Source organism: Shewanella kaireitica, assembly GCF_023284045.1.
Lineage (GTDB): Bacteria > Pseudomonadota > Gammaproteobacteria > Enterobacterales > Shewanellaceae > Shewanella > Shewanella kaireitica.
This window is the reverse complement of sequence record NZ_JAKIKQ010000003.1, coordinates 372,215-396,918: the sequence shown is the minus strand read 5'-3', so window position 1 is coordinate 396,918 and position 24,704 is coordinate 372,215. Positions and strand designations below refer to the sequence as shown.

The 24,704-nt window shown below is 43.9% G+C and carries 20 protein-coding genes; 18 read left to right on the top strand and 2 right to left on the bottom strand.

The annotated features are described in order from the left end of the window. The first annotated feature begins 30 nt into the window (after window positions 1-30). The 16 genes from tsf (at window position 31) to tilS (ending at window position 19,213) form a co-directional block, all read left to right on the top strand. Entirely contained in the window at window positions 31-879 is an 849-nt protein-coding gene (gene tsf / locus L2730_RS06630) for a translation elongation factor Ts (protein ID WP_248973867.1), read from the top strand. A gap of 148 nt (window positions 880-1,027) precedes the next feature. After that, window positions 1,028-1,756 carry a UMP kinase gene (gene pyrH, locus L2730_RS06625; RefSeq protein WP_248973866.1) on the top strand — a complete coding sequence of 243 codons (729 nt, stop codon included), beginning with the start codon at window positions 1,028-1,030 and terminating at the stop codon, window positions 1,754-1,756. Between the two features lie 262 nt (window positions 1,757-2,018). After that, window positions 2,019-2,576, top strand: a complete 558-nt coding sequence (frr, locus tag L2730_RS06620; RefSeq protein ID WP_020913559.1) for a ribosome recycling factor — start codon at window positions 2,019-2,021, stop codon at window positions 2,574-2,576. A gap of 184 nt (window positions 2,577-2,760) precedes the next feature. Beyond that, window positions 2,761-3,561: a polyprenyl diphosphate synthase gene (gene uppS / locus L2730_RS06615; protein ID WP_248973865.1), complete on the top strand. Its 801-nt coding sequence runs from the start codon at window positions 2,761-2,763 to the stop codon at window positions 3,559-3,561. Window positions 3,562-3,582: 21 nt separating this feature from the next. Further along, on the top strand, window positions 3,583-4,440 hold the full coding sequence (locus L2730_RS06610; protein WP_020913557.1) for a phosphatidate cytidylyltransferase: 858 nt from the start codon (window positions 3,583-3,585) through the stop codon (window positions 4,438-4,440). Between the two features lie 4 nt (window positions 4,441-4,444). Then, the gene (gene ispC / locus L2730_RS06605) at window positions 4,445-5,635 is read left to right on the top strand and encodes a 1-deoxy-D-xylulose-5-phosphate reductoisomerase (RefSeq protein WP_020913556.1); all 1,191 of its coding nucleotides are present in this window, start codon (window positions 4,445-4,447) and stop codon (window positions 5,633-5,635) included. A 14-nt stretch (window positions 5,636-5,649) separates the two neighbouring features. After that, window positions 5,650-7,020, top strand: a complete 1,371-nt coding sequence (gene rseP, locus L2730_RS06600) for a sigma E protease regulator RseP (RefSeq protein ID WP_248973864.1) — start codon at window positions 5,650-5,652, stop codon at window positions 7,018-7,020. A 31-nt stretch (window positions 7,021-7,051) separates the two neighbouring features. Further along, entirely contained in the window at window positions 7,052-9,535 is a 2,484-nt protein-coding gene (bamA, locus tag L2730_RS06595; protein ID WP_248973863.1) for an outer membrane protein assembly factor BamA, read from the top strand. Between the two features lie 59 nt (window positions 9,536-9,594). Then, window positions 9,595-10,092, top strand: a complete 498-nt coding sequence (locus tag L2730_RS06590; protein WP_220737437.1) for an OmpH/Skp family outer membrane protein — start codon at window positions 9,595-9,597, stop codon at window positions 10,090-10,092. 4 nt (window positions 10,093-10,096) lie between these two features. Beyond that, window positions 10,097-11,113 (top strand): UDP-3-O-(3-hydroxymyristoyl)glucosamine N-acyltransferase, encoded by a 1,017-nt coding sequence (gene lpxD / locus L2730_RS06585; RefSeq protein WP_248973862.1) that lies wholly within the window; start codon window positions 10,097-10,099, stop codon window positions 11,111-11,113. Between the two features lie 38 nt (window positions 11,114-11,151). After that, entirely contained in the window at window positions 11,152-11,613 is a 462-nt protein-coding gene (fabZ, locus tag L2730_RS06580; RefSeq protein ID WP_044555987.1) for a 3-hydroxyacyl-ACP dehydratase FabZ, read from the top strand. Continuing rightward, a complete protein-coding gene (gene lpxA / locus L2730_RS06575) occupies window positions 11,610-12,380 on the top strand; it encodes an acyl-ACP--UDP-N-acetylglucosamine O-acyltransferase (RefSeq protein ID WP_020913550.1) in 771 nt (256 codons plus the stop codon). The genes fabZ and lpxA overlap by 4 nt, the downstream gene beginning before the upstream one ends. Before the next feature lie 67 nt (window positions 12,381-12,447). Then, window positions 12,448-13,599: a lipid-A-disaccharide synthase gene (gene lpxB / locus L2730_RS06570; protein WP_248973861.1), complete on the top strand. Its 1,152-nt coding sequence runs from the start codon at window positions 12,448-12,450 to the stop codon at window positions 13,597-13,599. Next, entirely contained in the window at window positions 13,599-14,207 is a 609-nt protein-coding gene (rnhB, locus tag L2730_RS06565) for a ribonuclease HII (RefSeq protein ID WP_248973860.1), read from the top strand. Before lpxB ends, rnhB begins: the two co-directional genes overlap by 1 nt. A gap of 173 nt (window positions 14,208-14,380) precedes the next feature. Then, window positions 14,381-17,851: a DNA polymerase III subunit alpha gene (gene dnaE, locus L2730_RS06560; RefSeq protein ID WP_248973859.1), complete on the top strand. Its 3,471-nt coding sequence runs from the start codon at window positions 14,381-14,383 to the stop codon at window positions 17,849-17,851. Beyond that, a complete protein-coding gene (tilS, locus tag L2730_RS06555; protein ID WP_248973858.1) occupies window positions 17,852-19,213 on the top strand; it encodes a tRNA lysidine(34) synthetase TilS in 1,362 nt (453 codons plus the stop codon). A gap of 16 nt (window positions 19,214-19,229) precedes the next feature. Here the strand turns inward: tilS and dgcS are convergent, their stop codons facing one another. Next, window positions 19,230-20,120 (bottom strand): diguanylate cyclase DgcS, encoded by an 891-nt coding sequence (dgcS, locus tag L2730_RS06550; RefSeq protein WP_248973857.1) that lies wholly within the window; start codon window positions 20,118-20,120, stop codon window positions 19,230-19,232. Window positions 20,121-20,472: 352 nt separating this feature from the next. Here dgcS and L2730_RS06545 point away from each other — a divergent pair, with 352 nt between their 5' ends. Continuing rightward, the gene (locus tag L2730_RS06545) at window positions 20,473-22,422 is read left to right on the top strand and encodes a monovalent cation:proton antiporter family protein (RefSeq protein ID WP_248973856.1); all 1,950 of its coding nucleotides are present in this window, start codon (window positions 20,473-20,475) and stop codon (window positions 22,420-22,422) included. Window positions 22,423-22,529: 107 nt separating this feature from the next. Next, window positions 22,530-23,243 carry an SGNH/GDSL hydrolase family protein gene (locus L2730_RS06540; protein ID WP_248973855.1) on the top strand — a complete coding sequence of 238 codons (714 nt, stop codon included), beginning with the start codon at window positions 22,530-22,532 and terminating at the stop codon, window positions 23,241-23,243. A gap of 53 nt (window positions 23,244-23,296) precedes the next feature. On the opposite strand, the gene L2730_RS06535 is transcribed toward L2730_RS06540, so the two are convergent. After that, a complete protein-coding gene (locus tag L2730_RS06535; protein ID WP_248973854.1) occupies window positions 23,297-24,427 on the bottom strand; it encodes a patatin-like phospholipase family protein in 1,131 nt (376 codons plus the stop codon). Window positions 24,428-24,704: the final 277 nt, after the last annotated feature.

Genomic DNA, 24,704 nt, shown 5'->3' with positions numbered 1-24,704 from the left:
TTTGAAGAATTATCTGTAGAGGATTTAACAATGGCAATTACTGCTGCCCAAGTTAAAGAACTTCGTGACCGCACTGGCGCTGGCATGATGGACTGTAAGAAAGCTTTGACCGAAACTAACGGTGACATCGAGCTTGCAATTGACAACATGCGTAAGAGCGGTGCTGCAAAAGCTGCTAAAAAAGCGGGTAATATCGCTGCTGAAGGCGCAATCCTTATTAAGAATGGCGAAGGTTTCGCTGCTCTATTAGAAGTTAACTGTCAAACTGACTTCGTTGCAAAAGATGCTAACTTCCTAGCGTTTGCAAACTCAGTACTAGACGTTGCTTCTGCTTCTAAAGTATCTATCGAAGATCTTAAAGCACAGTTCGAAGAAACTCGTGTAGCACTTGTTGCTAAGATCGGTGAAAACATCAACGTTCGTCGCGTTGAATATATCGATGGTGCAAACCTAGCTCAGTACCGTCACGGTGAGCGTATCGGTGTTGTTGTTGCTGGTGAAGCTGACGAAGAAACACTTAAGCATGTTGCAATGCACGTTGCTGCTTCTAAGCCTGAATTCGTTAACCCTGAAGATGTTCCTGCTGATCTTGTTGAAAAAGAGAAAGCACTTCAGATCGAAATCGCTATGAACGAAGGCAAGCCTGCTGAGATTGCTGAGAAAATGGTTATCGGTCGTATGAAGAAGTTTACTGGTGAGATCTCTCTTACTGGCCAAGCTTACATCATGGAACCTAAGAAAACTGTTGGCGCAGTTCTTAAAGAGAAAGGTGCTTCAGTGTCTAACTTCATCCGTTTAGAAGTTGGTGAAGGTATCGCGAAGAAAGAAGAAGATTTTGCTGCTGAAGTTGCTGCACAAATCGCTGCTACTAAAGGTTAATCTCCTTTTTTAGTTGACCTAAGACCGTAGCAATTGCTGCGGTCTTATTGTATTTACTGAAATAAGTTTATGATGTGTGAGACGAAAAATACATTGTGAGGTTATTTGAGTATACAATTCCCTAAAGCCATTATCAGGAATAATAAATATGAGTACCAATCCTAAACCTGCTTATCGCCGTGTTCTTTTAAAACTAAGTGGCGAAGCCCTAATGGGTGAAGAAGGCTTCGGCATCGACCCCAAAGTGCTTGATCGTATGGGTCAGGAGATCAAAGAGTTAGTTGAGCTCGGTATTCAAGTCGGTGTTGTCATTGGTGGTGGTAACCTGTTTCGCGGTGAAGGATTAGCACAAGCAGGTATGAACCGTGTTGTTGGTGACCATATGGGGATGCTTGCAACTGTGATGAATGGTTTGGCAATGCGTGACTCATTGCACCGTGCATACGTAAATGCACGTTTAATGTCAGCAATACCGCTCAAAGGCGTTTGTGATGACTACAACTGGGCTGAGGCGATCAGCTTGCTTAAGTCTGGTCGTGTTGTTATTTTTGCTGCGGGTACAGGTAACCCTTTCTGTACTACAGATTCAGCAGCTTGTTTACGCGGTATCGAAATTGAAGCTGAAATCGTGATTAAAGGCACTAAGGTTGATGGCGTTTACTCTGATGATCCAGTTAAAAACCCTGAAGCTGTTAAGTACGATCAGATGGGATACAGCGAAGTCTTAGACAAAGAACTTAAAGTCATGGATTTGGCTGCATTTACCTTGGCTAGAGATCATAATATGCCATTACTAGTCTTTAACATGAATAAGCCTGGTGCATTGCGCCGTGTCATCATGGGCGAGCCTGAAGGGACGTTAATTAACGCTGGTTAATTATCTGTGCAGTGATAGCGTATGCTGTTTGTTATAACAGCAACTGAAACAAAATGTACCAATGTTGAGCTCGACTGAGTTTTACTCTGTATCAGAAGATGCTAGCCTAAAAGTCATTGGTACAGCGCAGGGCAAGAGAGCAATAACATCAGAGATATAATGAGTTTAGATTTTACTCATTATTTACTTCGCTGCTGTGCAAAACGAATTCAATAGGCCCTAAAGGGCAATTAGCTCCTAGTGACTTAAAAGGACATATAAAGTGATAAACGAAATTAAAACAGATGCGCAAACACGCATGGATAAATGTGTAGAGTCAACAAAGACCCAAATGGCTAAAGTACGTACTGGCCGTGCACACCCAAGCTTACTTGATACTATTCAAGTGCCTTATTACGGTTCACTTACACCGTTAAAGCAGGTTGCTAGTGTTTCTATTGGTGATGCGCGTACACTTAACGTATCAGTATTTGACCGCACCATGATTGCTGCTGTTGAAAAAGCGATCATGAGTTCAGATCTAGGTTTAAACCCTATGTCTGCCGGTGCAACGATTCGCATTCCTCTACCAGCACTCACGGAAGAACGTCGTAAAGACCTTATTAAAGTTGTTCGCGCTGAAGCTGAGAATGGTCGTATTGCTGTTCGAAATGTACGTCGTGATGCTAACTCAGATGTTAAAGCACTTGAGAAAGAGAAAGAGTGTACTGAAGATGACGTTCGTCGCACCGAAGATGAAGTGCAGAAGTTTACCGATGCACACATCAAGAAAATTGATGAAATTCTAGCTGCAAAAGAGAAGGAATTGATGGAGTTCTAATTTTAGACATCATCAGTGTTTATAGCGATTTCTTAAAATGGGCAGTCGGTTATTGCTCACGCCTTACGCTAAAAGTTTAATGGTTGAATAAATATTGAACGCGAAAGGGAAACAGGCTATAGAGTTCAGGCGCCGTGTAGAGTTATACTACACGGCGTTTGTCTATTTTTAAGGGTTGTAATAGATGTCATTCGATTCCCCATCTGACAAGGATGTGTCAGAAGCATTACCAGATGAGCTATCAGCACTGGTAAAACAGTCTATCCCTAAACACGTTGCTATCATAATGGATGGCAATGGACGTTGGGCACAGGCACAAGGGAAGCCGCGAGTTGTTGGCCATAAGGCTGGCGTGAAGGCGGTAAGACGGGCTGTGAGCACAGCACGTACGTTAGGCGTCGAATCATTAACTCTGTTTGCTTTTTCTAGCGAGAACTGGCGTCGACCTGATAAAGAGGTCAGCTTGCTAATGGAGCTGTTTTTTACGGTGCTACAACGGGAGTTGAAGCTACTCGATAAAAATGATGTACGACTCAATATTATCGGTGATATCAGTCGCTTTTCAACAAGGTTGCAAAAACAGATTGCCACAGCTCAAGAAAAAACGGCTAACAATTGTGGTTTAGTACTCAATGTTGCAGCTAACTATGGTGGCCGTTGGGACATCATGCAAGCGGCACAAAAGCTCGCAGCGAAAGTTGAAGCTGGTGAGATGAGCAGCGAGCAGTTCACTGAAGAGGTACTGAACGAGCATCTTTGTATGCATAATCAATCTGAAGTTGATTTAATGATCCGCACTGGTGGTGATTACAGGATCAGCAATTTTGTACTTTGGCAGGCCGCATATGCAGAGTTAGTATTTACTGACACGCTATGGCCGGACTTTGATGAGGATGCTTTCAAAGATGCCATCGTTAAGTTTGCAAGCCGACAGCGCCGTTTTGGTTTGACTGGAACTCAAATCGATACTATTCGCGCTTTGTAATTATAAAAAGAGGGCATTTTTTTGCTAAAACAACGAATAATAACAGCATTATGGTTAATCCCTTTAGTTTTTGGTGCCATCTTTGGCTTACCAACTGAGTATTTCTCTTGGGCATTATTGGGTGTCTTTCTTATTGCCGCTAAGGAGTGGGGACGCATCATTGATAGTCAGTGTGAAATGACTCAATGGAGTTTTACTATCACTATTGGCGTTTTATTAATAGCGCTTAACATTATGGTACCCGCTGACGAAATATGGTTTAAAGGCATGATGCACCCCATATTTTTAGGGGTGATTGCAATGGGAGGGCTTTGGTGGCTTATCTCATTTTTAATGGTGATCTCTTTTCCCAAAAGTGCTGGCTTTTGGAAAAAGAGCCATATGCTAAAATCTATGTTTGGTCAGTTGACGCTCATCCCATGTTTCGTTTCATTATTATCTCTAAAAGCGCTTAGCACTGATGCTTCACCATACTATGGCGGCACCTTAGTCTTTTTAGTGATGTTAGTGGTTTGGGCGACCGATTCAGGCGCCTATTTTGCCGGCAAGTCATTTGGTAAGCGCAAGCTAATGCCGAATGTAAGTCCAGCTAAAACCATTGAAGGCTTACTTGGTGGATTGGCAACAACTATGATTATTGTTGCTGGGGTAATGTATTTTTCACCTGAGCAAGAGTTAGGGCTTTTAGTTGCAGTAACCCTATTTGTTGCACTTGCTTCAGCAGTGGGCGACTTGTCTGAAAGTATGTTTAAGCGAGTCGCTAATATTAAAGACTCAGGCACCATCTTACCTGGTCACGGCGGTGTGTTAGATCGTATTGATAGTTTAACTGCGGCCCTGCCTGTATTTACCCTGATATATATAGCTTTTTGGATGTAACTATATGCAAAGTTTGGTGATTTTAGGTGCGACGGGCTCAATCGGTGCAAGCACATTAAATGTTGTTAAATGCAACCATGAGCAATACCGAGTATTTGCACTCGTCGCTAATACTAATGTCGCCAAGATGCTTGAGATCTGTATTGAGCATCGCCCATTAGTGGCACATATGGTTAATGCTCAAGCGGCTACTGAGCTTAAGCGATTACTTCCCAGTGAATTGGCGATAGAAGTCACCACTGGGGAAGATGAACTTTTATCGCTTGTGAGTTGTGCTGAAGTTGATACTGTCATGGCTGCAATTGTTGGGGCTGCGGGATTGCCTTCGACATTAGCGGCTGTTAAAGCTGGCAAGCGCGTATTACTGGCGAACAAAGAATCGTTAGTGATGTCGGGACAGTTGTTCATTGAGGCTATGCAATCTTCCGGGGCGACAGTTTTACCAGTAGACAGTGAGCATAATGCAATTTTTCAGTGTTTATCTGAACGCACTCAATTAGAGATTGGCCGCTGTGATTTAGCTGGCGCTGGTATATCTCATATTTTGCTAACGGGGTCGGGTGGGCCGTTTTTAAATTCTGAGCTATCTACGCTGTCTTCAATGACGCCAGCACAAGCTTGCAAACATCCTAATTGGTCGATGGGACAGAAGATCTCAGTTGATTCAGCTAGCATGATGAACAAGGGCCTAGAGTACATTGAAGCCCGCTGGCTGTTTAATGCCAGTGCTGAGCAGTTAAAAGTCGTTATTCACCCACAAAGTGTGATTCATTCAATGGTGCAGTATCGAGACGGCTCGGTTATCGCACAACTGGGAAATCCTGATATGCGTACACCTATTGCGCATTGCATGTCTTTTCCACAGAGAATTAGCTCGGGAGTTGAACCTTTAGACTTTTTCAAAGTCGGACAGTTAAGCTTCTTAGAACCTGATTTCAATCGCTTCCCGTGTTTAGCGTTAGCAATTGAAGCGTGTAAACAAGGACAAGAAGCGACAACCGTTCTAAATGCTGCCAATGAAATATCAGTTCAGGCGTTTTTAGAAGGTCAGATACGTTTCACCGATATAGCCATTATCAATGAACAGAGCTTTAAGCACGTAACGGCGCAATCATTAACCACTATTGACGATATTATGGCGTTAGATAGCCAAGCTCGACAATATGCATTAGAAGCTGTTAATAAGCTCAAATAGTTCAGAGGAAGGGAATGATAGATTTTTTTTGGAACCTAGGTTCGTTTATTGTCGCACTAGGCATTTTGATCGCTGCACATGAATATGGACACTTTTGGGTCGCGAGAAAGTGCGGCGTTAAAGTTGAGCGATTCTCTATTGGTTTCGGTAAAGCTATTTGGCGTAAAACCGGACAAGATGGCACTGAGTATGTTATCGCGATGATCCCACTCGGTGGTTATGTCAAGATGCTCGATGAGCGCGTTGATGACGTACCCGAAGAGTTGAAAGATCAAGCCTTCAACCGTAAGGGGGTGTGGCAGCGCATTGCCATTGTAAGTGCAGGTCCAATTGCGAACTTCTTGTTCGCTATCGTAGCGCTATATGCGATGTACCTCATTGGTGTTCCAGCCATTAAACCTGTCATTGATTCAACCGTTGCAGGGTCTCCTGCTGCGCAAATTGTTGTCAAAGAGCCATTGCAAATCATGACTGTTGGTGGCCAAAAAGTGAAAGACTGGGAAGAAGTTAATCTGGCACTTGCAGGTCACATAGGTAACCAACAAGTCGATATTTCAGTCGCTCCCTTGAATCGCCTCGAAGGGACAAATTCGAATGTACAACAATATACATTAGATACTCGCGAGTGGAAGTTCGATCCGGAAAAAGAGCTACCGATAACCGCTATCGGTTTGGGTATGTATCGCCCTCAAATTTTGCCAACGTTAGCAATGGTCAGTGACGATGGTGCAGCAGGGCTTGCGGGTATTAAAGTTGGCGATATTTTGGTGGCTATTGACGGTGAACGCTATAGTGAGTGGCCACGCTTTGTTGAAATTATTCAGCAATCGGCAAATAAAAGCCTTGATATTACTGTTAGGCGTAACGGTGAACAGCTCGTGATGAAGGTGACTCCTAAGTCTCGTGAAAATGCTGAAGGTGTCATTGAGGGAGTGATTGGGGTTGCTCCTACCTCTGAGCCTTGGCCTGACAACATGAAATTGCAGTTAGAGTATGGTTTTTTTGACTCTTTTCCTGTTGCAGTGGATAAAACATGGCAACTTGTCTCCGTCAGCATTAAGATGATTGGCAAGTTATTAACTGGTGACGTGTCAGTTAAAAATCTGAGTGGACCTATTTCTATTGCACAAGGTGCGGGAAATAGTGCTAATGTCGGGTTGGTTTACTTTTTAGGTTTTCTTGCTTTGATTAGCGTGAACTTGGGCATCATTAATCTTTTGCCTTTGCCAGTGCTAGATGGAGGACACCTTTTGTATTACTTCGTTGAAGTGATAACAGGCAGGCCTGTACCTGAAAAGGTTCAGGAAATTGGATTCAGATTTGGGGCAGCATTGCTGCTAATGTTGATGAGTGTTGCACTCTTCAATGATTTTTCCCGACTCTGATCAGGGACAGACAAATAATTAGAAGTGCTCTATGAGATTGAATAAAATTTTTGCCTCGATGTTATTAGTCGGAGCGTCTTTTTCAGGGAACGGTTGGGCTGATACTTTTCAGCCTTTTGAAGTAGCTGATATCCAAGTTGAAGGATTACAGCGAGTTGCACTCGGTGCTGCTCTGCTAAATCTACCTGTGAAGGTAGGTGATACTGTTGATCAATTAAAATTGCAGCAAGCAATTAAGAGCTTGTATGCGTCAACTAACTTCGAAAAAATTGAAGTGTTGCGCGACGGCAACGTTTTGGTGGTAAAAGTCACCGAAAGACCAACAATTAGCTCTGTTACCTTTGAAGGTAACAAAGATATTAAAGATGAACAGCTACAAGAAAGCCTCGATGGTTCAGGCGTTAAAATTGGTGAGTCACTTGATCGCACCATGCTGTCTGGCATCGAAAAAGGCCTTCAAGATTTCTACTATGGCGTAGGTAAGTATGGCGCGAAAGTAAAAGCAGAAATCGTCAACTTGCCACGTAATCGCGTCGAGCTTAAATTCTCCTTTACCGAAGGCTTAGCTGCTGAAATTCGTCAAATCAACGTTGTTGGTAATAGCGAATTTAGTGACGAAGAGCTCATCGGTATGCTTGAGCTTAAAGATTACGTTGCTTGGTGGGATCTATTTGGTGAACGTCGTTACCAAAAGCAAAAACTGCAAGCCGATTTAGAAACTATTAAAACTTATTATCAGAACCGCGGTTATATTCGCTTTGATGTGACTTCAACTCAAGTCGCGATGACCCCTGACCGTAAAGGTCTCTATATTACGATTAATGTAGATGAAGGTGAGCAGTATAAGGTTAAAGACGTTAACCTTACCGGTGATTTGATGGGGCGTGAAGAGTTGCTACAAGCAATCTTGCCTATCAAAGAAGGTGATATGTATAACGGCGGCGATGTGACATTTACCGAAGAGATGTACGGTAAGTATCTAGGTCGATACGGCTATGCCTATCCTGAAGTGAAGACTTACCCTGAAATTGATGACGAAACGAAAGAAGTGACGTTGAATATCAATGTTAAACCCGGTAAGCGTGTCTACGTGCGTAATATCAACTTCACTGGTAACACAGTGACTAAAGATGAAGTTATGCGTCGTCAATTGCGTCAAATGGAAGGGGCCTGGTTAAACTCTGCTCAAGTAGAGCTGTCCAAGTCTAACTTGAACCGTTTGGGGTATTTCGAAACGGTAGATACTGAAACTGTACAAGTACCAGGTACAGATGATTTAGTTGATGTTGCCTTTAACGTTAAAGAGCAGCCGTCTGGTTCATTTAATGCTGGTGTGGGTTACGGTACTGAATCTGGGCTTAGTCTGCAGTTCGGTGTACAGCAAAGCAATTTCTTAGGTACGGGTAACCAAGCTGGCGTCAACTTGAATACCAATAAATACTCTAAAAACGTCAATCTATCGTTTACAGACCCATACTTCACTAAAGACGGTGTAAGTTTAGGCGGTAGCATCTATTGGAGTGAGTTTGATGCTGATGAAGCAAACCTTGAGGCCTATAAAAATAGCTCATATGGTGTTGCAATCAATTCAGGCTTTCCAATTAACGAATACAACCGCATAAACGGTGGCATTGGCTATCGTCATAACGAAATTTCAGAAATTTCGGCTTATGAGCAAGCAGTTCGTTTTTATGATATTTATCGAGATTCGGATGATCCTAATGCTGGTTTGAGCTTCGATAACTTTGAGTTAAGTCTTGGTTGGTCAAGAAGTAACTTGAACCGCGGTACTTTCCCATCAGACGGTTCGTCACAGCGCTTGAACGGTAAGATGACGGTTCCAGGGTCTGATCTTCAGTACTTTAAAGCAGACTTTGATACCAACTTCTATTTCCCGATTAACCGTAGTCACAGCTTTGTTATGTTAGCGCGTGGTCGTTTAGGTTATGGTAATGGCTACGGTCAGTTTAATGATAATGACCAAATTCTGCCGTTCTGGGAGAACTATTACTCAGGTGGTAGTAGTTCATTACGTGGCTTTAAGTCTAACTCGGTTGGTCCACGTTCATTCTACTTATATCGTGGCAGCGAGCCTTGTTCACCGGATCCTTCTGGATCGGGTTGTACGCTACCCGGTGATCCGAACCAAATTCAAGTTAGTTCAGGTCGCTCAATTGGTGGTAACGCTATTGCAACAGCGAGTTTAGAGTTAATTGTACCTACGCCGTTCTTAGATGAAGCCTATACCAACTCTGTTCGTACAAGCTTCTTTGTGGATGCGGGTAACGTATGGGATACTGAGTTTGACTATGAGTCGTATCGTTATCTTCCAATAGAAGAGTTTAATAAACTTGAAGATTATAGCGATCCGAGTCGTATTCGTGCCTCTTGGGGTATGAGCGTGCAGTGGTTGTCACCGATGGGACCTATGGTGTTTAGTCTTGCATGGCCAATCAAGGAATACGAGGATGATGAAACTGAGATCTTCTCGTTTAATATTGGTAAAACTTTCTAAAAATAATTTAAATGTAATCGGCAAGTTTTGCTGAGATAAAGGAGTTTGTTTTGAATAAGATGTTAAATCGCGCAATGATGGTTTTAGTTCTTTTAGGTGCACCATTAGCTGCGCACGCTGAAAAGATTGCAGTTGTAGATATGCAAGCTGTATTTGAACAGCTACCTCAACGCGAACAGGTTAACGAAACTTTAAAAGCAGAGTTTGGTGACCGTGTTGCCGCTGTACAAAAAATGCAAGAAGAGCTACGTGGTTTGCTTGAAAAGCAACAACGTGATGCAGCGCTTATGAGTGAATCTCAAAAGACTGAAATGGTTCGTAAAATGGAATCAATGAAGGCTGAGCTACAACTTAAAGGCAAAGCATTAGACGAAGATATGCGTCGTCGTAACGGTGAAGAGCAAAATAAACTACTTCTTGAAGTACAAAAGACAATCAACACAATTGCAGAAAAAGAGCAGTATGACATGGTGTTACAACGTGGTGCTGTTATCTACGTTAAGCCAACAGCTGATATCAGCAACAAGGTTGTTGAAGCTCTAGGTAAAGGCAAGTAAATAGATGACTAGCTATACTTTAAGAGTACTGGCTGACCATCTCAATGCAGATGTTCAAGGTGACGACAGCGTTGAAATATCAACGGTCGGCACTTTGGACGGTGCAGGTAAAGGTCAAATCTCTTTTTTGGCAAACTCAAAATACCGTTCACAGCTAGAAACTACAGCAGCATCGGCAATTTTGATGAGTCCGGCAGACGCTGATGGGTTTAAAGGCAATGCTATTGTCCTAAAAGACCCTTATGTTGGTTTTGCCCGCATTGCACAATTTCTTGATACCACGCCTAAAGCGGCTGAGAATATTCACCCTACAGCACAAATAGCAGCTTCTGCTATGCTAGGAGAGGATGTTGCAGTTGGCGCCAATGCCGTGATTGGTGAAAATGTTGTTCTTGGTAACAATGTTCAAATTGGCGCAGGCAGTGTTGTTGGACAAGACAGTGTTATTGGCTCTAACACATTATTATGGGCGAATGTGACTGTCTATCATGATGTGCATTTAGGTCAAGACTGTATTATTCATTCGGGTACAATTATAGGCTCTGATGGATTCGGTTATGCCAATGAACGTGGCCAGTGGATTAAAATTCCACAAACTGGTGGTGTTCGAATTGGTGACCGTGTTGAGATCGGTGCAAATACTACCATTGATCGTGGAGCGATAGATCACACCGAAATTCATGACGGCGTTATTTTAGATAACCAAGTTCAGATAGCACACAATGATATTATTGGTGCCAATACCGCCATAGCGGGGAGCACTGTTGTTGCCGGTAGCGTCACTATTGGTAAGCACTGTATCATCGGTGGCAATTGCGCAATTTCTGGACATTTGAGTATTTGCGACGGTGTACATGTTACCGGTAGCACTAATATTACCAGTGTGATCCGAGAGCCTGGTGTATATTCTTCTGCAACGGTTGCAATGGATAACAAACTGTGGCGTAAAAATACTGTTCGCTTTAGACAGCTTGATGGGCTTTTTCAGCGTGTTAAGAAGTTAGAAAACAACACAAAGTAAATGAATAGCTGCCTTGGGCAGGCTAAGGAATAAGTTTCGTGTCAAATCAATTGAATACAATGGATATCAAAGAGATCCTAAAGTTTTTACCTCATAGATACCCATTTTTATTGATTGATAGAGTATTGGATTTCACCCCAGGTGAGACCTTACACGCTATCAAAAACGTCACCATTAATGAGCCATTCTTTCAGGGGCATTTCCCGGTTCAACCTGTGATGCCAGGCGTATTGATTTTAGAGGCTATGGCGCAAGCTACTGGTCTTTTAGCATTCAAGACGATGAGTGATGCACCTTCGAACGATGCACTATACTATTTTGCTGGGATCGACAAAGCACGTTTTAAGCGTGTTGTAGAACCAGGCGATCAGTTGCATTTCGAAGTTAAAATGATTAAAGAGCGCCGTGGAATAGGCGTATTTACTGGCGAAGCCAAAGTGGATGGCGAGGTTGTTTGTTCAGCCGAAATAATGTGTGCACGGAGAGAGATTTCCAAGTGATCGATAAATTAGCTTACATCCATCCAGATGCCAAAATTGGCAATAACGTCACTATAGGTCCATGGACTTATATTGGCGCAGACGTAGAAATTGGTGATGACTGTTGGTTTAGTTCACACGTCGTTGTGAAAGGCCCGACTGTTATCGGCAAAGGTAATAAATTTTATCAATTCGCCTCTGTAGGCGAAGACTGCCAAGATAAGAAGTTTGCAGGTGAAGCAACTCGTCTGATTATTGGCGATAATAATGTTATTCGCGAATCGGTAACAATACACCGTGGTACAACTCAAGATAATTGGGAAACCCGTATCGGTTCAAACAACCTGTTTATGGCTTATGTGCATATTGCCCATGACTGTGTAGTCGGCAACAACGTTATCATGTCAAATAATGCCTCAATTGCGGGACATGTCCATGTTGGTGATTATGCCATTCTTGGTGGCATGACTGGCGTACATCAGTTTGTTAAGATCGGCGCTCACGCATTTACGGCTGGCTACTCTTTAATTTTGAACGATGTGCCACCGTTTGTAATGGCTTCGGGTCAACCCGCGGTGCCTAGAGGTCTTAATAGTGAAGGGCTTAAGCGTCGTGGATTCTCTAAAGAATCCCAGCTTGCTGTTCGACGAGCTTATAAAACGCTTTACCGTAACGGCTTAACTGTAGAAGAAGCGGTCGAGCAGTTAAAGGAGGCGGCTGAAGATGATGAACAGGTTAAACTGTTGGTCGACTTTATAGCTTCCTCTAATAGAGGCATCGTTCGTTAGAAAGAATAAGAACCCGTTATATAGCGGGTTTTTTCTTTATCATTCATCCTAAAATAGACTCCTCTCTATGAGCTCAAACACTCCTCGTATATTTGCTATGGTCGCCGGAGAAATCTCAGGTGATATTCTAGGCGCTGGTCTAATTAAGGCGCTTAAACAAAGCTATCCGGATGCACGCTTTGTTGGTATTGGTGGTCCACGCATGGACGCCCTTGGCTTTGAATCCCTGTTCTCCTATGAAGAACTTGCAGTGATGGGGATTGTTGAGGTGCTTTCGCGTTTACCAAGGTTGTTGAAAGTGAGGGCTTCTCTCATTGATGAGATCACGCAGCTCAATCCAGACTGCTTTATCGGTATCGATGCGCCTGATTTTAATATCGGACTTGAGTTAAAGCTTAAAGCTCGCGGCATAAAAACGGTTCACTATGTTAGCCCATCGGTATGGGCGTGGCGGCCGAAGCGAATTTTTAAAATTGCTAAAGCAACCAATATGGTGTTGTCGCTGTTGCCATTTGAAAAAGCCTTTTACGATCAGTATCAAGTACCTTGTACCTTTGTCGGCCACACGTTAGCAGATGATATCCCATTAGAAAGCAGCAAATCTGAGGCGCGTAAATTGCTTGGCCTTGATAGCGAAGCTGAATATTTGGCTATTTTACCAGGATCGCGAGGTGGCGAGTTAAAAATGCTTGCAGAGCCGTTCGTTAAGGCAGCTAGCCTGATTAAGCAACGTTATCCTGATATCAAGTTTGTCACGCCGCTTGTTAATGAAAAACGCAGGACACAATTCGAACAAGCGCTTAGCGACTATGCTCCAGACTTGGAGATTCACTTAATCGAGGGGCATTCGCGCGAAGTGATGGCTGCAGCCGATTGCATATTGCTCGCATCAGGTACAGCAACGCTCGAAGCTATGCTCGTTAAAAGACCTATGGTCGTTGCCTATAGAGTAAGCCCTATTACCTATCATATTGCCAAAGGCATGATGCTCACTAAACGTTATTCGCTACCCAACTTGTTGGCTGACGATGATATCGTGGATGAACTTATTCAGGAGAACTGTACTGCGCAAAAAATAGCTGATGCGGTCTCTGTGCAGCTCGATAGCGATTTTACCCCATTACATGACCGTTTCATGGCAATGCATAGAGATATTCGTCGTGATGCCAGTTCACGCGCGGCTGACGCGGTGATTAAACTCGTTGAGGAGCAAAGTTAATGGCTGTATTTAAAGGGATCACACCGGAGCAAGTCGACGCTATTTGTATTGGGCAATATGCTGGTGTCGATGAGGTTGGACGAGGACCACTCATTGGAAATGTGGTGACAGCTGCTGTGATTCTAGATCCTAACAATCCGATTGTTGGTTTGAATGATTCCAAGAAATTATCTGAAAAAAAACGTGAATTGTTGTACGAACAAATTCAACAGAAAGCATTATGTGTCAGCGTCGGTGCTGCAACCCCTATCGAAATTGATGAAATGAATATACTGCACGCCACCATGCTGGCCATGCAGCGAGCGGTTGCAGGATTATCGATTAAGCCTACCTCTGTATTAGTCGACGGTAATCGCTGTCCTGATTTTGGTATGCAGAGCCATGCTATTATCAAGGGCGACGGTCTTATCGATGCTATTAGTGCCGCATCCATCGTTGCTAAAGTAGTACGCGATCGTGAGATGGATGTTTTAGCAGCGCAGTATCCTGAATATGGCTTTGAGAAGCACAAAGGTTACCCGACTAAGGCCCATTTTGAAGCATTAACGAAGTACGGCGTTCTTGCTGAACATCGCAAGAGTTTTCGGCCTGTACGGGAAGCGATGTAAAGATTGTCCTGCTTTACCCATGACTTTAAATGTAAACATAGCAATAATGGCCGCTAAAAATTTATCCATCCGTTGCTTGGATTAGCGGTTTCACTTGTTTGCTGCTAGTCCATGTTTTACTCTGTAAGATTGACTACTTGTCTTCATCTACCTAAAAGAAAGATACTCCATATATGTCTGATCCTTTATTTGTGCATTTGCGCGTCCATAGTGACTTTTCAATGTCTGATGGGCTGTCCAAGGTTAAACCTATTCTTGCTAAAGTGAGCGAGCTTGGGATGCCTGCAGTGGCGCTGACGGATCAGACTAATATGTGTGGACTGGTAAAGTTTTATGGCGGCTGTCATGGCGCCGGAATAAAACCCATTATCGGAACTGAGTTTTGGGTACAAGTACCGGGCGTCGATGAGCTCTGCTCTATTACTGCAATTGCAATGAATAATGAAGGCTACTCGAGCTTAACGTTACTTATCAGTGATGCTTATCTTCGCGGCCATATTGATGATAGAGCAGTGATTGATCATGAGTGGTTAGCTAAGTATAACGACGGTTTGATATTACTCTCTGGTGGCCGCCATGGCGATGTTGGTCGAGCGTTACTAAAAGACAACAGGGCTCAAGTTGATTCCCTAATTGAATTTTATCAAACATACTTTCCTGACCGTTATTATCTAGAATTGTTACGCACCGGTCGTCCAGATGAAGAGCGTTATTTGCACATGGCGGTTGAGCTGGCGCAAGTAAAAGACTTGCCTGTCGTTGCTACCAACCAAGTGGTGTTTAATAAACCTGAACAGTTCGAAGCCCATGAAATTCGGGTGGCGATCTCCGACGGTTTTACGCTAGCCGATCCTCGCAGACCTAAAAAATACAGTGACCAGCAGTATTTTAAGAGCAGTGAAGAGATGTGTGAATTGTTCGAAGATATTCCTGAAGCAATTCAAAACACCGTTGAGATAGCCAAGCGATGTAACGTAACTGTGCGCTTGAATGAATACTTCCTGCCTAACTTTCCTACTGGCGATTTGACCATTGAAGACTTTTTGGTCGATGTTTCTGAAAAAGGACTTGAGGAGCGTTTAGAATTTTTGTTTCCAGATCCAGAAGTGAGGGCAGAGAAACGACCTGAATACGATGAACGCTTGGATATTGAACTTAAAGTTATTAACGAGATGGGTTTCCCTGGCTACTTCCTGATTGTGATGGAGTTTATTCAATGGGGCAAAGATAATGATATCCCTATTGGTCCAGGTCGAGGCTCAGGTGCAGGCTCGCTCGTGGCGTACGCCCTCAAAATTACCGATCTCGATCCATTAGAGTATGATCTACTCTTCGAGCGATTTCTTAACCCTGAACGTGTATCCATGCCAGATTTCGACGTCGATTTCTGTATGGATCGTCGAGATGAGGTTATTGACCACGTGGCCGATCTTTACGGCCGTGATGCGGTATCGCAGATTATTACCTTTGGTACCATGGCGGCTAAAGCGGTAATACGGGATGTGGGTCGTGTGCAAGGCCATCCTTATGGTTTTGTGGATCGCATCTCTAAGATGATCCCTGCAGAGCCAGGGATGACACTGGCTAAAGCATTTGAAGTCGAACCTGCTCTGCAGGAGTCCTATGATGGCAGCGAGGAGGTTAAAGACCTTATCGATATGTGCCGTATATTGGAAGGCGTTACCCGTAACGCGGGTAAACATGCTGGTGGTGTGGTTATCGCGCCGACTAAAATTACTGATTTCTCCCCTATTTACTGCGACTCGGAAGGTCTTAACCCGGTTACCCAGTTTGACAAAAACGATGTTGAAACTGCTGGATTAGTTAAGTTCGATTTCTTGGGATTAAGAACGCTCACCATTATTGATTGGGCGTTGCAGATGGTGAACGCCGTTAAAGACAAGAATGGCGAAGAACGTGTGCGAATTGAGTCAATTTCGCTGACAGATCCTAAATGTTTTAAGTTATTACAGCGCTACGAAACGACAGCGGTATTCCAGCTTGAATCCCGTGGTATGAAGGATTTGATTAAGCGCCTTCAGCCTGACTGCTTTGAAGATATGATTGCATTGGTAGCACTGTTTAGACCCGGCCCTTTGCAGTCGGGCATGGTAGATAACTTCATTGAGCGTAAGCATGGTCGAGAAGAGGTCTCTTATCCAGATGCTGAGTATCAGCACGAATCATTAAAAGAGTTATTGTCACCAACCTACGGCATTATTTTGTATCAAGAGCAGGTGATGCAAATTGCTCAGGTATTGGCTGGCTATACCTTAGGCGGCGCGGATATGTTGCGTCGAGCGATGGGTAAGAAAAAGCCTGAGGAGATGGCTAAGCAACGCGGTACTTTCGAAGAGGGATCGATTAAAAACGGCGTTGATGGCCCGTTGTCGATGAAGATCTTTGATCTGGTAGAAAAGTTCGCAGGTTATGGATTTAACAAATCACACTCAGCAGCCTATGCGCTGGTGTCCTACCAGACGCTTTGGTTAAAGACTCATTATCCGTCGCAATTTATGGCGGCAGTTATGTCTGCGGATATGGATAATACCGACAAGATTGTGACTCTGGTAGATGAGTGCGAACGTATGGGATTACCGCTCATTCCACCCGATGTTAACAAGGGGTTATTTAGGTTCACCGTCGATGACGATCTTAATATTGTTTACGGTATTGGTGCGGTTAAAGGTGTGGGTGAAGGTCCTGTCGATTCGATATTAGAGGCCAGAAAAGATGGACCATTTACTGACTTATTTGATTTTTGTGCCCGAATCGATCTTAAAAAGCTTAATCGCCGCGTGATTGAAAAGCTCATTTGCGCGGGAGCATTAGATAATCTTGGCCCGCACCGAGCTGCATTGGTAGCCACGCTACCAGAAGCAATTCGCGCAGCAGACCAACATGCAAAAGCAGAGGCTATCGGTCAGCATGATATGTTTGGTTTATTAAATAATGAGCCAGAAGATGACAAGCAGCAGTTTGTAGAGTGTACCCCATGGCCTGATAAGGTCTGGTTAGAGGGTGAACGTGACACCTTAGGTTTATATTTGACGGGGCACCCGATCAATCAATACCTCAAAGAGCTCAAGCATTACACATCTGGACGCCTTAAAGATGTGCATCCAACAGAGCGCGGAAAAACCATGAAAGCGGCAGGGCTAGTGGTGGCTACTCGGGTAATGATGACCAAACGTGGCTCTAAAATGGGATTGGTGACATTGGATGATAAGAGCGCACGCTTAGAGGTCATGTTATTTACTGAGGCGTTTGAGAAGTTTAATCATTTGCTTGAGAAAGACCGTATTTTGATTATTGAAGGCGAAGTTAGCTTCGATGATTTCTCCGGCGGTAACCGCATGACTGCACGTAACATTATTGATATGGGCGAAGCACGCAGCCATTTTGCCAATGCGGTTGAAGTTGACTTGCAGTCGGCAGAGGTTGATGGAGAGTGGTTAAGTCGTTTTCAGGCAGCGGTTGAACCATGGAAAAATGGCGCTGTACCAGTGTTAATCAATTATGCCCAGCCAGAAACCAAGGCACAGTTTGCACTTGGCGATGAATGGCGGGTAAACCCAACCGATGATTTGATGTTGGCGCTTGAGTCGCTAACTGGCTCAAACAAAGTCCGAATAGTATTTTAGATGATGAATATTGCACAGCTGATCCAGCGCTGTATTGACGAGTTACCGCAGGCTAGGGCGGAGCATAAGCCGCGTAAAATCGTGCTTGCTTATAGCGGTGGCGTCGACTCGGAGATTTTAGCTCAGGGGTTGTCGCTGTTTGCGACGCAGCAGCCGCAGTTTGAATACCAGTTAGTGCATGTTCATCATGGGTTAAGCCATAACGCAGACGACTGGGCAAAGCACTGCCAAGCGCAGGCCGCTCTCTATAGACTTCCATGCACTATTGCGCGAGTTGAAGTAACAATAGCTCCAAGAGTTAGTATCGAAGCGCAAGCTCGAACAGTGCGTTATCAGGCGTTGCTCTCTCAGATGGAGCCCGCTGATATTCTGTTAACCGCACATCATCAAGATGACCAACTTGAAACCATTCTACTAGCGCTGAAGCGCGGTTTAGGGCCTAAAGGCTTGTCTGCAATGGGGCGTGTGCAGCCATTTGATAATGATAAGTGGCTTATTAGACCTTTACTTGACTTAAGTAAAGTTGATGTAGAAGCCTACGCCAAACGACATGGCATATGCCATATTCAAGATGAAAGTAATTTTGATGAAAAATATGATCGAAATTTTCTACGCCAATCTATCATTCCATCGCTAAAACAGCGCTGGAGTGCCATTGCCGCAACAGCCAGTCGCAGTGCTGAGTTATGTGCAATGCAACAAAGTGTTGTTGATGAGGAGATGGCGGCACGGTTACCCTCTATTCAAAGACTACAGGGTGAAGAGTCAGTGATTGAACTGGCTGCTTTAGCTGAACATTCTAAAGCTTGGCAAGCATTGCTGCTGCGTGGGCAAATGGATCAGCTGGGATTTGCACCACCTTCAAAAGTACAAGCTGAGCAAATTCTTAGTCAGTTGCTTGATGCTAAAGCTGATGCAAATATCGAAATAAAATTAGCGGATGTTGTCATAAAACGCTTTAAAGGAGCTGGTTACTTTCTTGCGTTAACTAAAGAGGCTCCATTAAGTAATATCACGGTGTTATCAATAAATGAGTTAGTTGCACAAGGGATTGCCTGTGGTACTGGAAAACGGGTACAAGCAGACTTATTTCTTGGGGTTGGGGTGCGTTTACCACGCGAAGATGAAAAGGTGACTATTGAGTTTTCATTACCTGGAAGCACCCGTTGTCAGCCGCATAATCGCAATAAAGGGCGCGAGTTAAAGAAGCTGTGGCAAGAGTTTGCCGTGCCGCCGTGGGTAAGAGCTAAAGTTCCATTATTGTGTTACAACGGCAAGTTAGTCAGCGCTATCGGTTACTGGAATGAAAAGGCTTATCTTTGTAGCGAGAGCGAAACTGGGCTTACTCTTAAAAGTCGCTAACCTTCTATTGAATTAACTAGCAATCCTTGGGTTGATATATGCTATAGCACTGTCGCCCCATCGCTTTTGCTTGATAAAGTGCACTGTCTGACTTTTGATATAAACTCTGCTCAGAGTCATTGTTAGCCCACTGTGCAATCCCTAAACTGGTTCTTATTTGATAACTTTCTATAGTAGTCAGTTCCTCTAAGGCGGCTAAAACCCTTTGACACAGAATTGCTGCGGCCTTTGCATCACCTTGTACCAGTATCGTAAACTCATCCCCTCCAATCCTAAAGGCTTGATCGGTATCTCTGATCAACCGATTAAGCAATTTGGCAAAAGAGACCAATGCTTCATCGCCTAACTGATGACCGAAGCGATCATTAAGCTGCTTAAAGTTATCGAGATCTAAAGTGACTAATGAGAAGGTGCTGTGGTTTCGCTCTGCGCGGGCGATCTCCTTTTTTATCTGTTCAAGATAATAGTGGCGATTACCTAACTGAGTTAGTGCGTCAAACATCGCCTGTTTGGATATCTCTTGAAACTGAATCGCGTTGAACAAGGGTTGTAACACCAGTTCTTGTAACTGGTTTAAGCGCTGAGCTTGCGACGGCACTAATGGAGCTTTTAGGTTATAGTTAACCGTAACCATAGTGTCAGCCAACGTTAGATGTTGCTCAATCGAGTAACCGCCTTGGCGTCCCCACTGAAAGTGATATTGCTTATAGCTGAGTTGCACACCATGGAGCGGCAAATATTGCCCCATAATTTTTCCGAAGCAGGCAAACACTGTCCGCGGATCTAAATGTTGATGCAGTTGTTGGATGATGGTGACAAGATCAAGATCTAACGGGTAGACAGACTCAAGATCAGCTTCTACACGATATTCGTTAGGAAAAAGCTCGGTCGCTAGGCCAAATTCCATGTACTCAACTCCAAATAAATTTACGGCATTACCAAGCTATAGTTAAGCACTAATCATGCCAATTTCAGTGTTGTTGCTACTTATCAATTACTTACCTGGTGTTTTTCTGCGTTGGAATTGGAGGCGACAGGATTTTGACGAGTAAGAGAGTAGTGGTTTTGTGGGCATTGTTTTATGCTTAAAATGCCGATGAAGCACAAATGCTAGAGAGTTAAAAAATGCACTTAGTGTTTAATTTTTAAATGCTTATTCGTCTCTTTGACTTGTAGTACAAGTATTATTCTTTATGATAAATAAAGGCAACAAATCCAAGCATAGAAATTTATATCGTCCCTAGGAGTACATTGAGCACATGGAACACAGCTTTCTAATCCAAATACTGCTTATGTTGGTAGTCGCTATTGTCTCTATCGCCATATTAAGGCGTGCTGGACTGCCTGCAATTTTGGCTTACTTGATGACGGGAATCATCAGTGGCCCAAGCGGTTTCCATTGGTTTACCCAGCATCAGATGCAGTCGGTTGCGGAGCTTGGGGTGGTGTTGTTGATGTTTAGCCTTGGGCTTGAGTTTTCTCTACCGAGGCTTTGGGCAATGCGTAGAACCGTATTTGGTCTAGGTAGTGCACAAGTGTTGGTTACTGCAGTACTGAGTATGGTTATTGCGCTAATTTGTAATTTAAGCGTGACTGAATCCATCGTGGTTGGTTCTGCGATTGCGTTATCTTCAACCGCAATAGTACTGAAATTACTCAACGAGCAAGGTTGGCTTCGGCGTCGTCATGGTGAGCTTTCAGTCAGTGTGTTGTTGTTTCAAGACATAGCCGTTGTTCCCTTATTGATCTTACTTCCTCTGCTCGCGAGCGACGGAGCGCCATTACTGTTAAGTGATGTGGCTTATGCATTGTTGAAAGGTATTTTGGCATTTATTGCTTTAATGGCATTTGGCAAATGGGCACTGCCAAGACTGTTTGATGAGGTGGCACGTTCACGTTCAAATGAACTGTTTGTGTTATCGACGCTGGTCGTTGCGTTAGTCACGGGCGCAATTACCCAGTGGTTAGGTTTGTCGATGGCATTAGGCGCATTTATGGCGGGTATGCTTTTGAGTGAAAGCCAATACCGGCGTCAACTGGAGGCTGACATTCGGCCCTTTAGAGACCTGCTCATGGGACTGTTTTTTATCTCTATCGGCATGTTACTCGACTTCCAGTTAGTGACGCAGTTTTGGTGGCAGATAATCTTAGTGCTGATAGCAGTGATTTTAGGCAAGGCGTTAGTGATTTTTTCGTTGTTAAAGCTCGCAAAAGAGTCATTTCGTGTATCTGTATCAACAGCGCTTAGCTTAGCGCAAGTGGGTGAATTTAGTTTTGTGGTCTTGGCTCTAGCGGTAAATTATCAGCTACTTGATGTAAAGACTAGCACGACATTAGTGATGGTCGCAGTATTATCGATGGCATTAGCGCCTTGGTTGGTTCGCCATAGCGTTGATATAGCGCGTATGCTACAGGGGTTAAAGCCGAAGCAGGAAAAAGGTGAACCGATTGCAGTCAGCGCAGATGTTGCCGATGAAATGGTGCTGATCTTAGGCTATGGCCGCGTTGGACAAACTATTGCAAGATTTATGAAAACCGAGGCGATACCCTATCTTGTACTCGATTTAGACCCCAAACGTGTCTCTGAGGCCAGAACGGCTGGAGAGCCCGTTTACTTTGGAGACGTATGCAAACGCAGTATTCTCAAACAAGCCCATGTTCGTAGCGCTAAATTAATTGTCATCACTTTTAGTAGCGAGCGTATTTTAGAAGAGGTGCTCCCCTTGTGCCGCCAGCTGGCACCTGATGCTAAAATTTTAGTGCGTACTCGCGATGATTCTGGCATGGAAGAGCTAGAAGAGGCTGGTGCTAGTCAAGTGATCCCTGAAACGTTAGAGGGCAGCTTGATGCTGGTCTCTCAAGTGCTATATCAATGTGGTGTGCCGTTGGCCAGAATTCTCAAACGCTTAGAGTCCGAGCGGCGCAATCACTATCAATATTTACACGGGTTCTTCTCTGGTGCTGAGACAGACTTTACCCTTGAGTTACTTCATGCAGTGGCTTTGCCAAAAGGCGCCAATGCTGTGGGGAAGACTCTCGCTGATATCCCTTGGGAAAAGCTCAGAGTAGAGCTGCGCGCAGTTCGCCGTGCAGGGGCGGAAGTGGATAACCCTGAGCTAGATTGGCAAATAAAACCCGGTGATATTCTTATTTTACTTGGAAAGCCTAGACGAATAGAGAAAGCTGAAACCTATTTATTACAAGGTTAAATCGCTGCGGTTGGGTTAATAAATGAGTCAAAGCTCAAGTGCTTCTCTTTGTATTTTCACAGAATGAACCAATACTTACTGCAATTGCTATAAATAGGGAGGTTATTTTGCACAAGATCATTTTTATACTGCTGCTACCATTGATGTTTATTCAAGCTCTACGGGTTAAAAAGAACACGCCTAAGCTGCCGGAGCCTGCAGGGGAACGCACTGGTCAAGTAGGGGCTGGGCCTGAAGTTTCGTTATTGGTGTTAGGGGACTCAGCTGCTGCCGGAGTTGGTGTTAATCGACAACAACAAGCGCTTAGTGGCACAGTGAGTGCTGGACTAGCGGCTCATTTTAGCGTTTCTTGGCAGCTGTTGGCGAAGTCAGGTTCCAACACTGAGCAAACACTTAAGATGCTAAAAAAGAAGCACCAACAGGATCCATTTTGTTTCGATATTGTTGTGGTGTCTTTAGGCGTTAATGATGTCCTAAGTCCAATCTCAGCAGCGAAATGGAGCTCTCAGCAGCGTCAGCTTATTCAGTTTCTAACAGCAGAAATTCAATGCCGCCAACTGATCCTCACTGAAGTGCCACCCATGGGAAGTTTTCCTGCTTTGCCACAACCATTACGTTGGTTTCTTGGTAAGCGCAGTGACGAGTTTAATGGGGTATTGAGACTGCTTTCCAAGTCTGAACCTTTTACCTTGTTAGGTTTTGGCTTAAAGCCACAACCTACGCAGATGGCCAGTGATGGTTTTCATCCAGGCGAACTCATTTACCAACATTGGGGCGACAGTATTGTTGAGACCATTGGTGACGTAATCATGGTTAAATAGCTCTCCAATACCGTCCGCTCATTAAATGAGGGAGCCATTTATCCTGTGGATGATTAATGAGATTGGATATTGAAAAAGGACTTAATCTCATCAATTTGGCACATGGCATCTTGGTAACCTAGCTCTATTAACGCGCTACAGTACCCTTGTTCAAATAACAGATATGAGCCAACACTCGAGTCTGAATGCTCATTGATCCCCAGCGCCTTCATCATCATCCTGATTGCAAATGGCATATCTTGAAAGTAGCGTGAAGCGATGACGCTCAAATCCTCACTGGGCTTAATCACCAGTGTTTCAATCTGCTTTAACGGCAGGGTTTTACGGCTTTCTTCAGGGATCAGCGATAAAGTACTGTTTATCCGCTCAAGTCGTTCAAGATCGCTGTTTAAGGTATCTGAAAATATGGTATCGAGTAGATGCCCGGCAATAGTTGCTGTTTTCGGGTGATGCTCAAGTTCTCTAGGTTGTGCTTTATGGGGGCTCTCTAAATTGATCACCATAATTTTGTCGGCACCAAGATGAATTGGGCTACTCAGTGGTGCCAGTTGATGTACTGAACCATCGCCATAATATTCTTGATTGAGTCTCACTGATGGGAATATTAACGGAATGGCTGAACTTGCCAATAGGTGATCGGTATTTAAACGAGTTCGTTGGCCGCAACGACGAGCGCGCTGCCAGTTTTCGATAAGTGGATTGCCTTGAAAGAAGGTCACTGAACGAGAGTTGTTATAGCAGGAGGTATCTAAGCTAACAGCATCAAGTGCACCGCTGCTAATGTTACGGCCTATGCGTTCAAAACTTATCAAGTCACTCAGAAGCCCTCGTAATGGTTCACTGTTAAACAAACTTCCTGCACTGCTTGAAGCGCCATCGCTTTGCACCCCTTTTAACGCCATTTTGCTTAAATGTTTGAGTACGCCTCCAATTGAGGCTTGATAGACTTTTTTAGCATGAATATGGCGCCAGACCCATTCCAATTTACGTACACCCAAATGAAAGCATGAGGCGTGAGTGGCAATGGAGGTTGCGTTAATGGCGCCAGCTGAAGTTCCACAAACGATCTTGAAAGGGATCCCATGATTACGGGGGTAAAACTGTACGATAGCTTTAAGGACGCCTATTTGGTACGCCGCTCTTGCACCACCGCCGCCCAACACTAATGCTATTTTATCTGGCAAATTGGCGTTCCTTATCAATTGAAAAATAGAACTTATTCAAAACTAGCGCTAAATTCAGAATATGTGAGAGTCGCTTTATGTACAAGTCTAAAACCCAAATTAGTGTTGAGTTATTTAAGGCGGTTCAGTCTGCTGTCATTTAGTACCGTGAAGTTTGCATTTTATACACTTGGGGTTGTTTGTTTGTCTATTTTGTCTGTGTGAGGTTTTATCTAACATAAAAACTTAATGTCTGACCTAGTTAATAAGTCTATGTAGTAGCGCTTAGTTATTAGAC

Coding starts and splice junctions, on each gene's coding strand:
- lpxD (WP_248973862.1), top strand. CDS start 10,097: ATGACTAGCTATACTTTAAGAGTACTGGCTGACCATCTCAATGCAGAT.
- rnhB (WP_248973860.1), top strand. CDS start 13,599: ATGGCTGTATTTAAAGGGATCACACCGGAGCAAGTCGACGCTATTTGT.
- dgcS (WP_248973857.1), bottom strand. CDS start 20,120: ATGGAATTTGGCCTAGCGACCGAGCTTTTTCCTAACGAATATCGTGTA.
- tilS (WP_248973858.1), top strand. CDS start 17,852: ATGATGAATATTGCACAGCTGATCCAGCGCTGTATTGACGAGTTACCG.
- ispC (WP_020913556.1), top strand. CDS start 4,445: ATGCAAAGTTTGGTGATTTTAGGTGCGACGGGCTCAATCGGTGCAAGC.
- L2730_RS06545 (WP_248973856.1), top strand. CDS start 20,473: ATGGAACACAGCTTTCTAATCCAAATACTGCTTATGTTGGTAGTCGCT.
- bamA (WP_248973863.1), top strand. CDS start 7,052: ATGAGATTGAATAAAATTTTTGCCTCGATGTTATTAGTCGGAGCGTCT.
- L2730_RS06590 (WP_220737437.1), top strand. CDS start 9,595: ATGTTAAATCGCGCAATGATGGTTTTAGTTCTTTTAGGTGCACCATTA.
- uppS (WP_248973865.1), top strand. CDS start 2,761: ATGTCATTCGATTCCCCATCTGACAAGGATGTGTCAGAAGCATTACCA.
- dnaE (WP_248973859.1), top strand. CDS start 14,381: ATGTCTGATCCTTTATTTGTGCATTTGCGCGTCCATAGTGACTTTTCA.
- tsf (WP_248973867.1), top strand. CDS start 31: ATGGCAATTACTGCTGCCCAAGTTAAAGAACTTCGTGACCGCACTGGC.
- rseP (WP_248973864.1), top strand. CDS start 5,650: ATGATAGATTTTTTTTGGAACCTAGGTTCGTTTATTGTCGCACTAGGC.
- lpxB (WP_248973861.1), top strand. CDS start 12,448: ATGAGCTCAAACACTCCTCGTATATTTGCTATGGTCGCCGGAGAAATC.
- pyrH (WP_248973866.1), top strand. CDS start 1,028: ATGAGTACCAATCCTAAACCTGCTTATCGCCGTGTTCTTTTAAAACTA.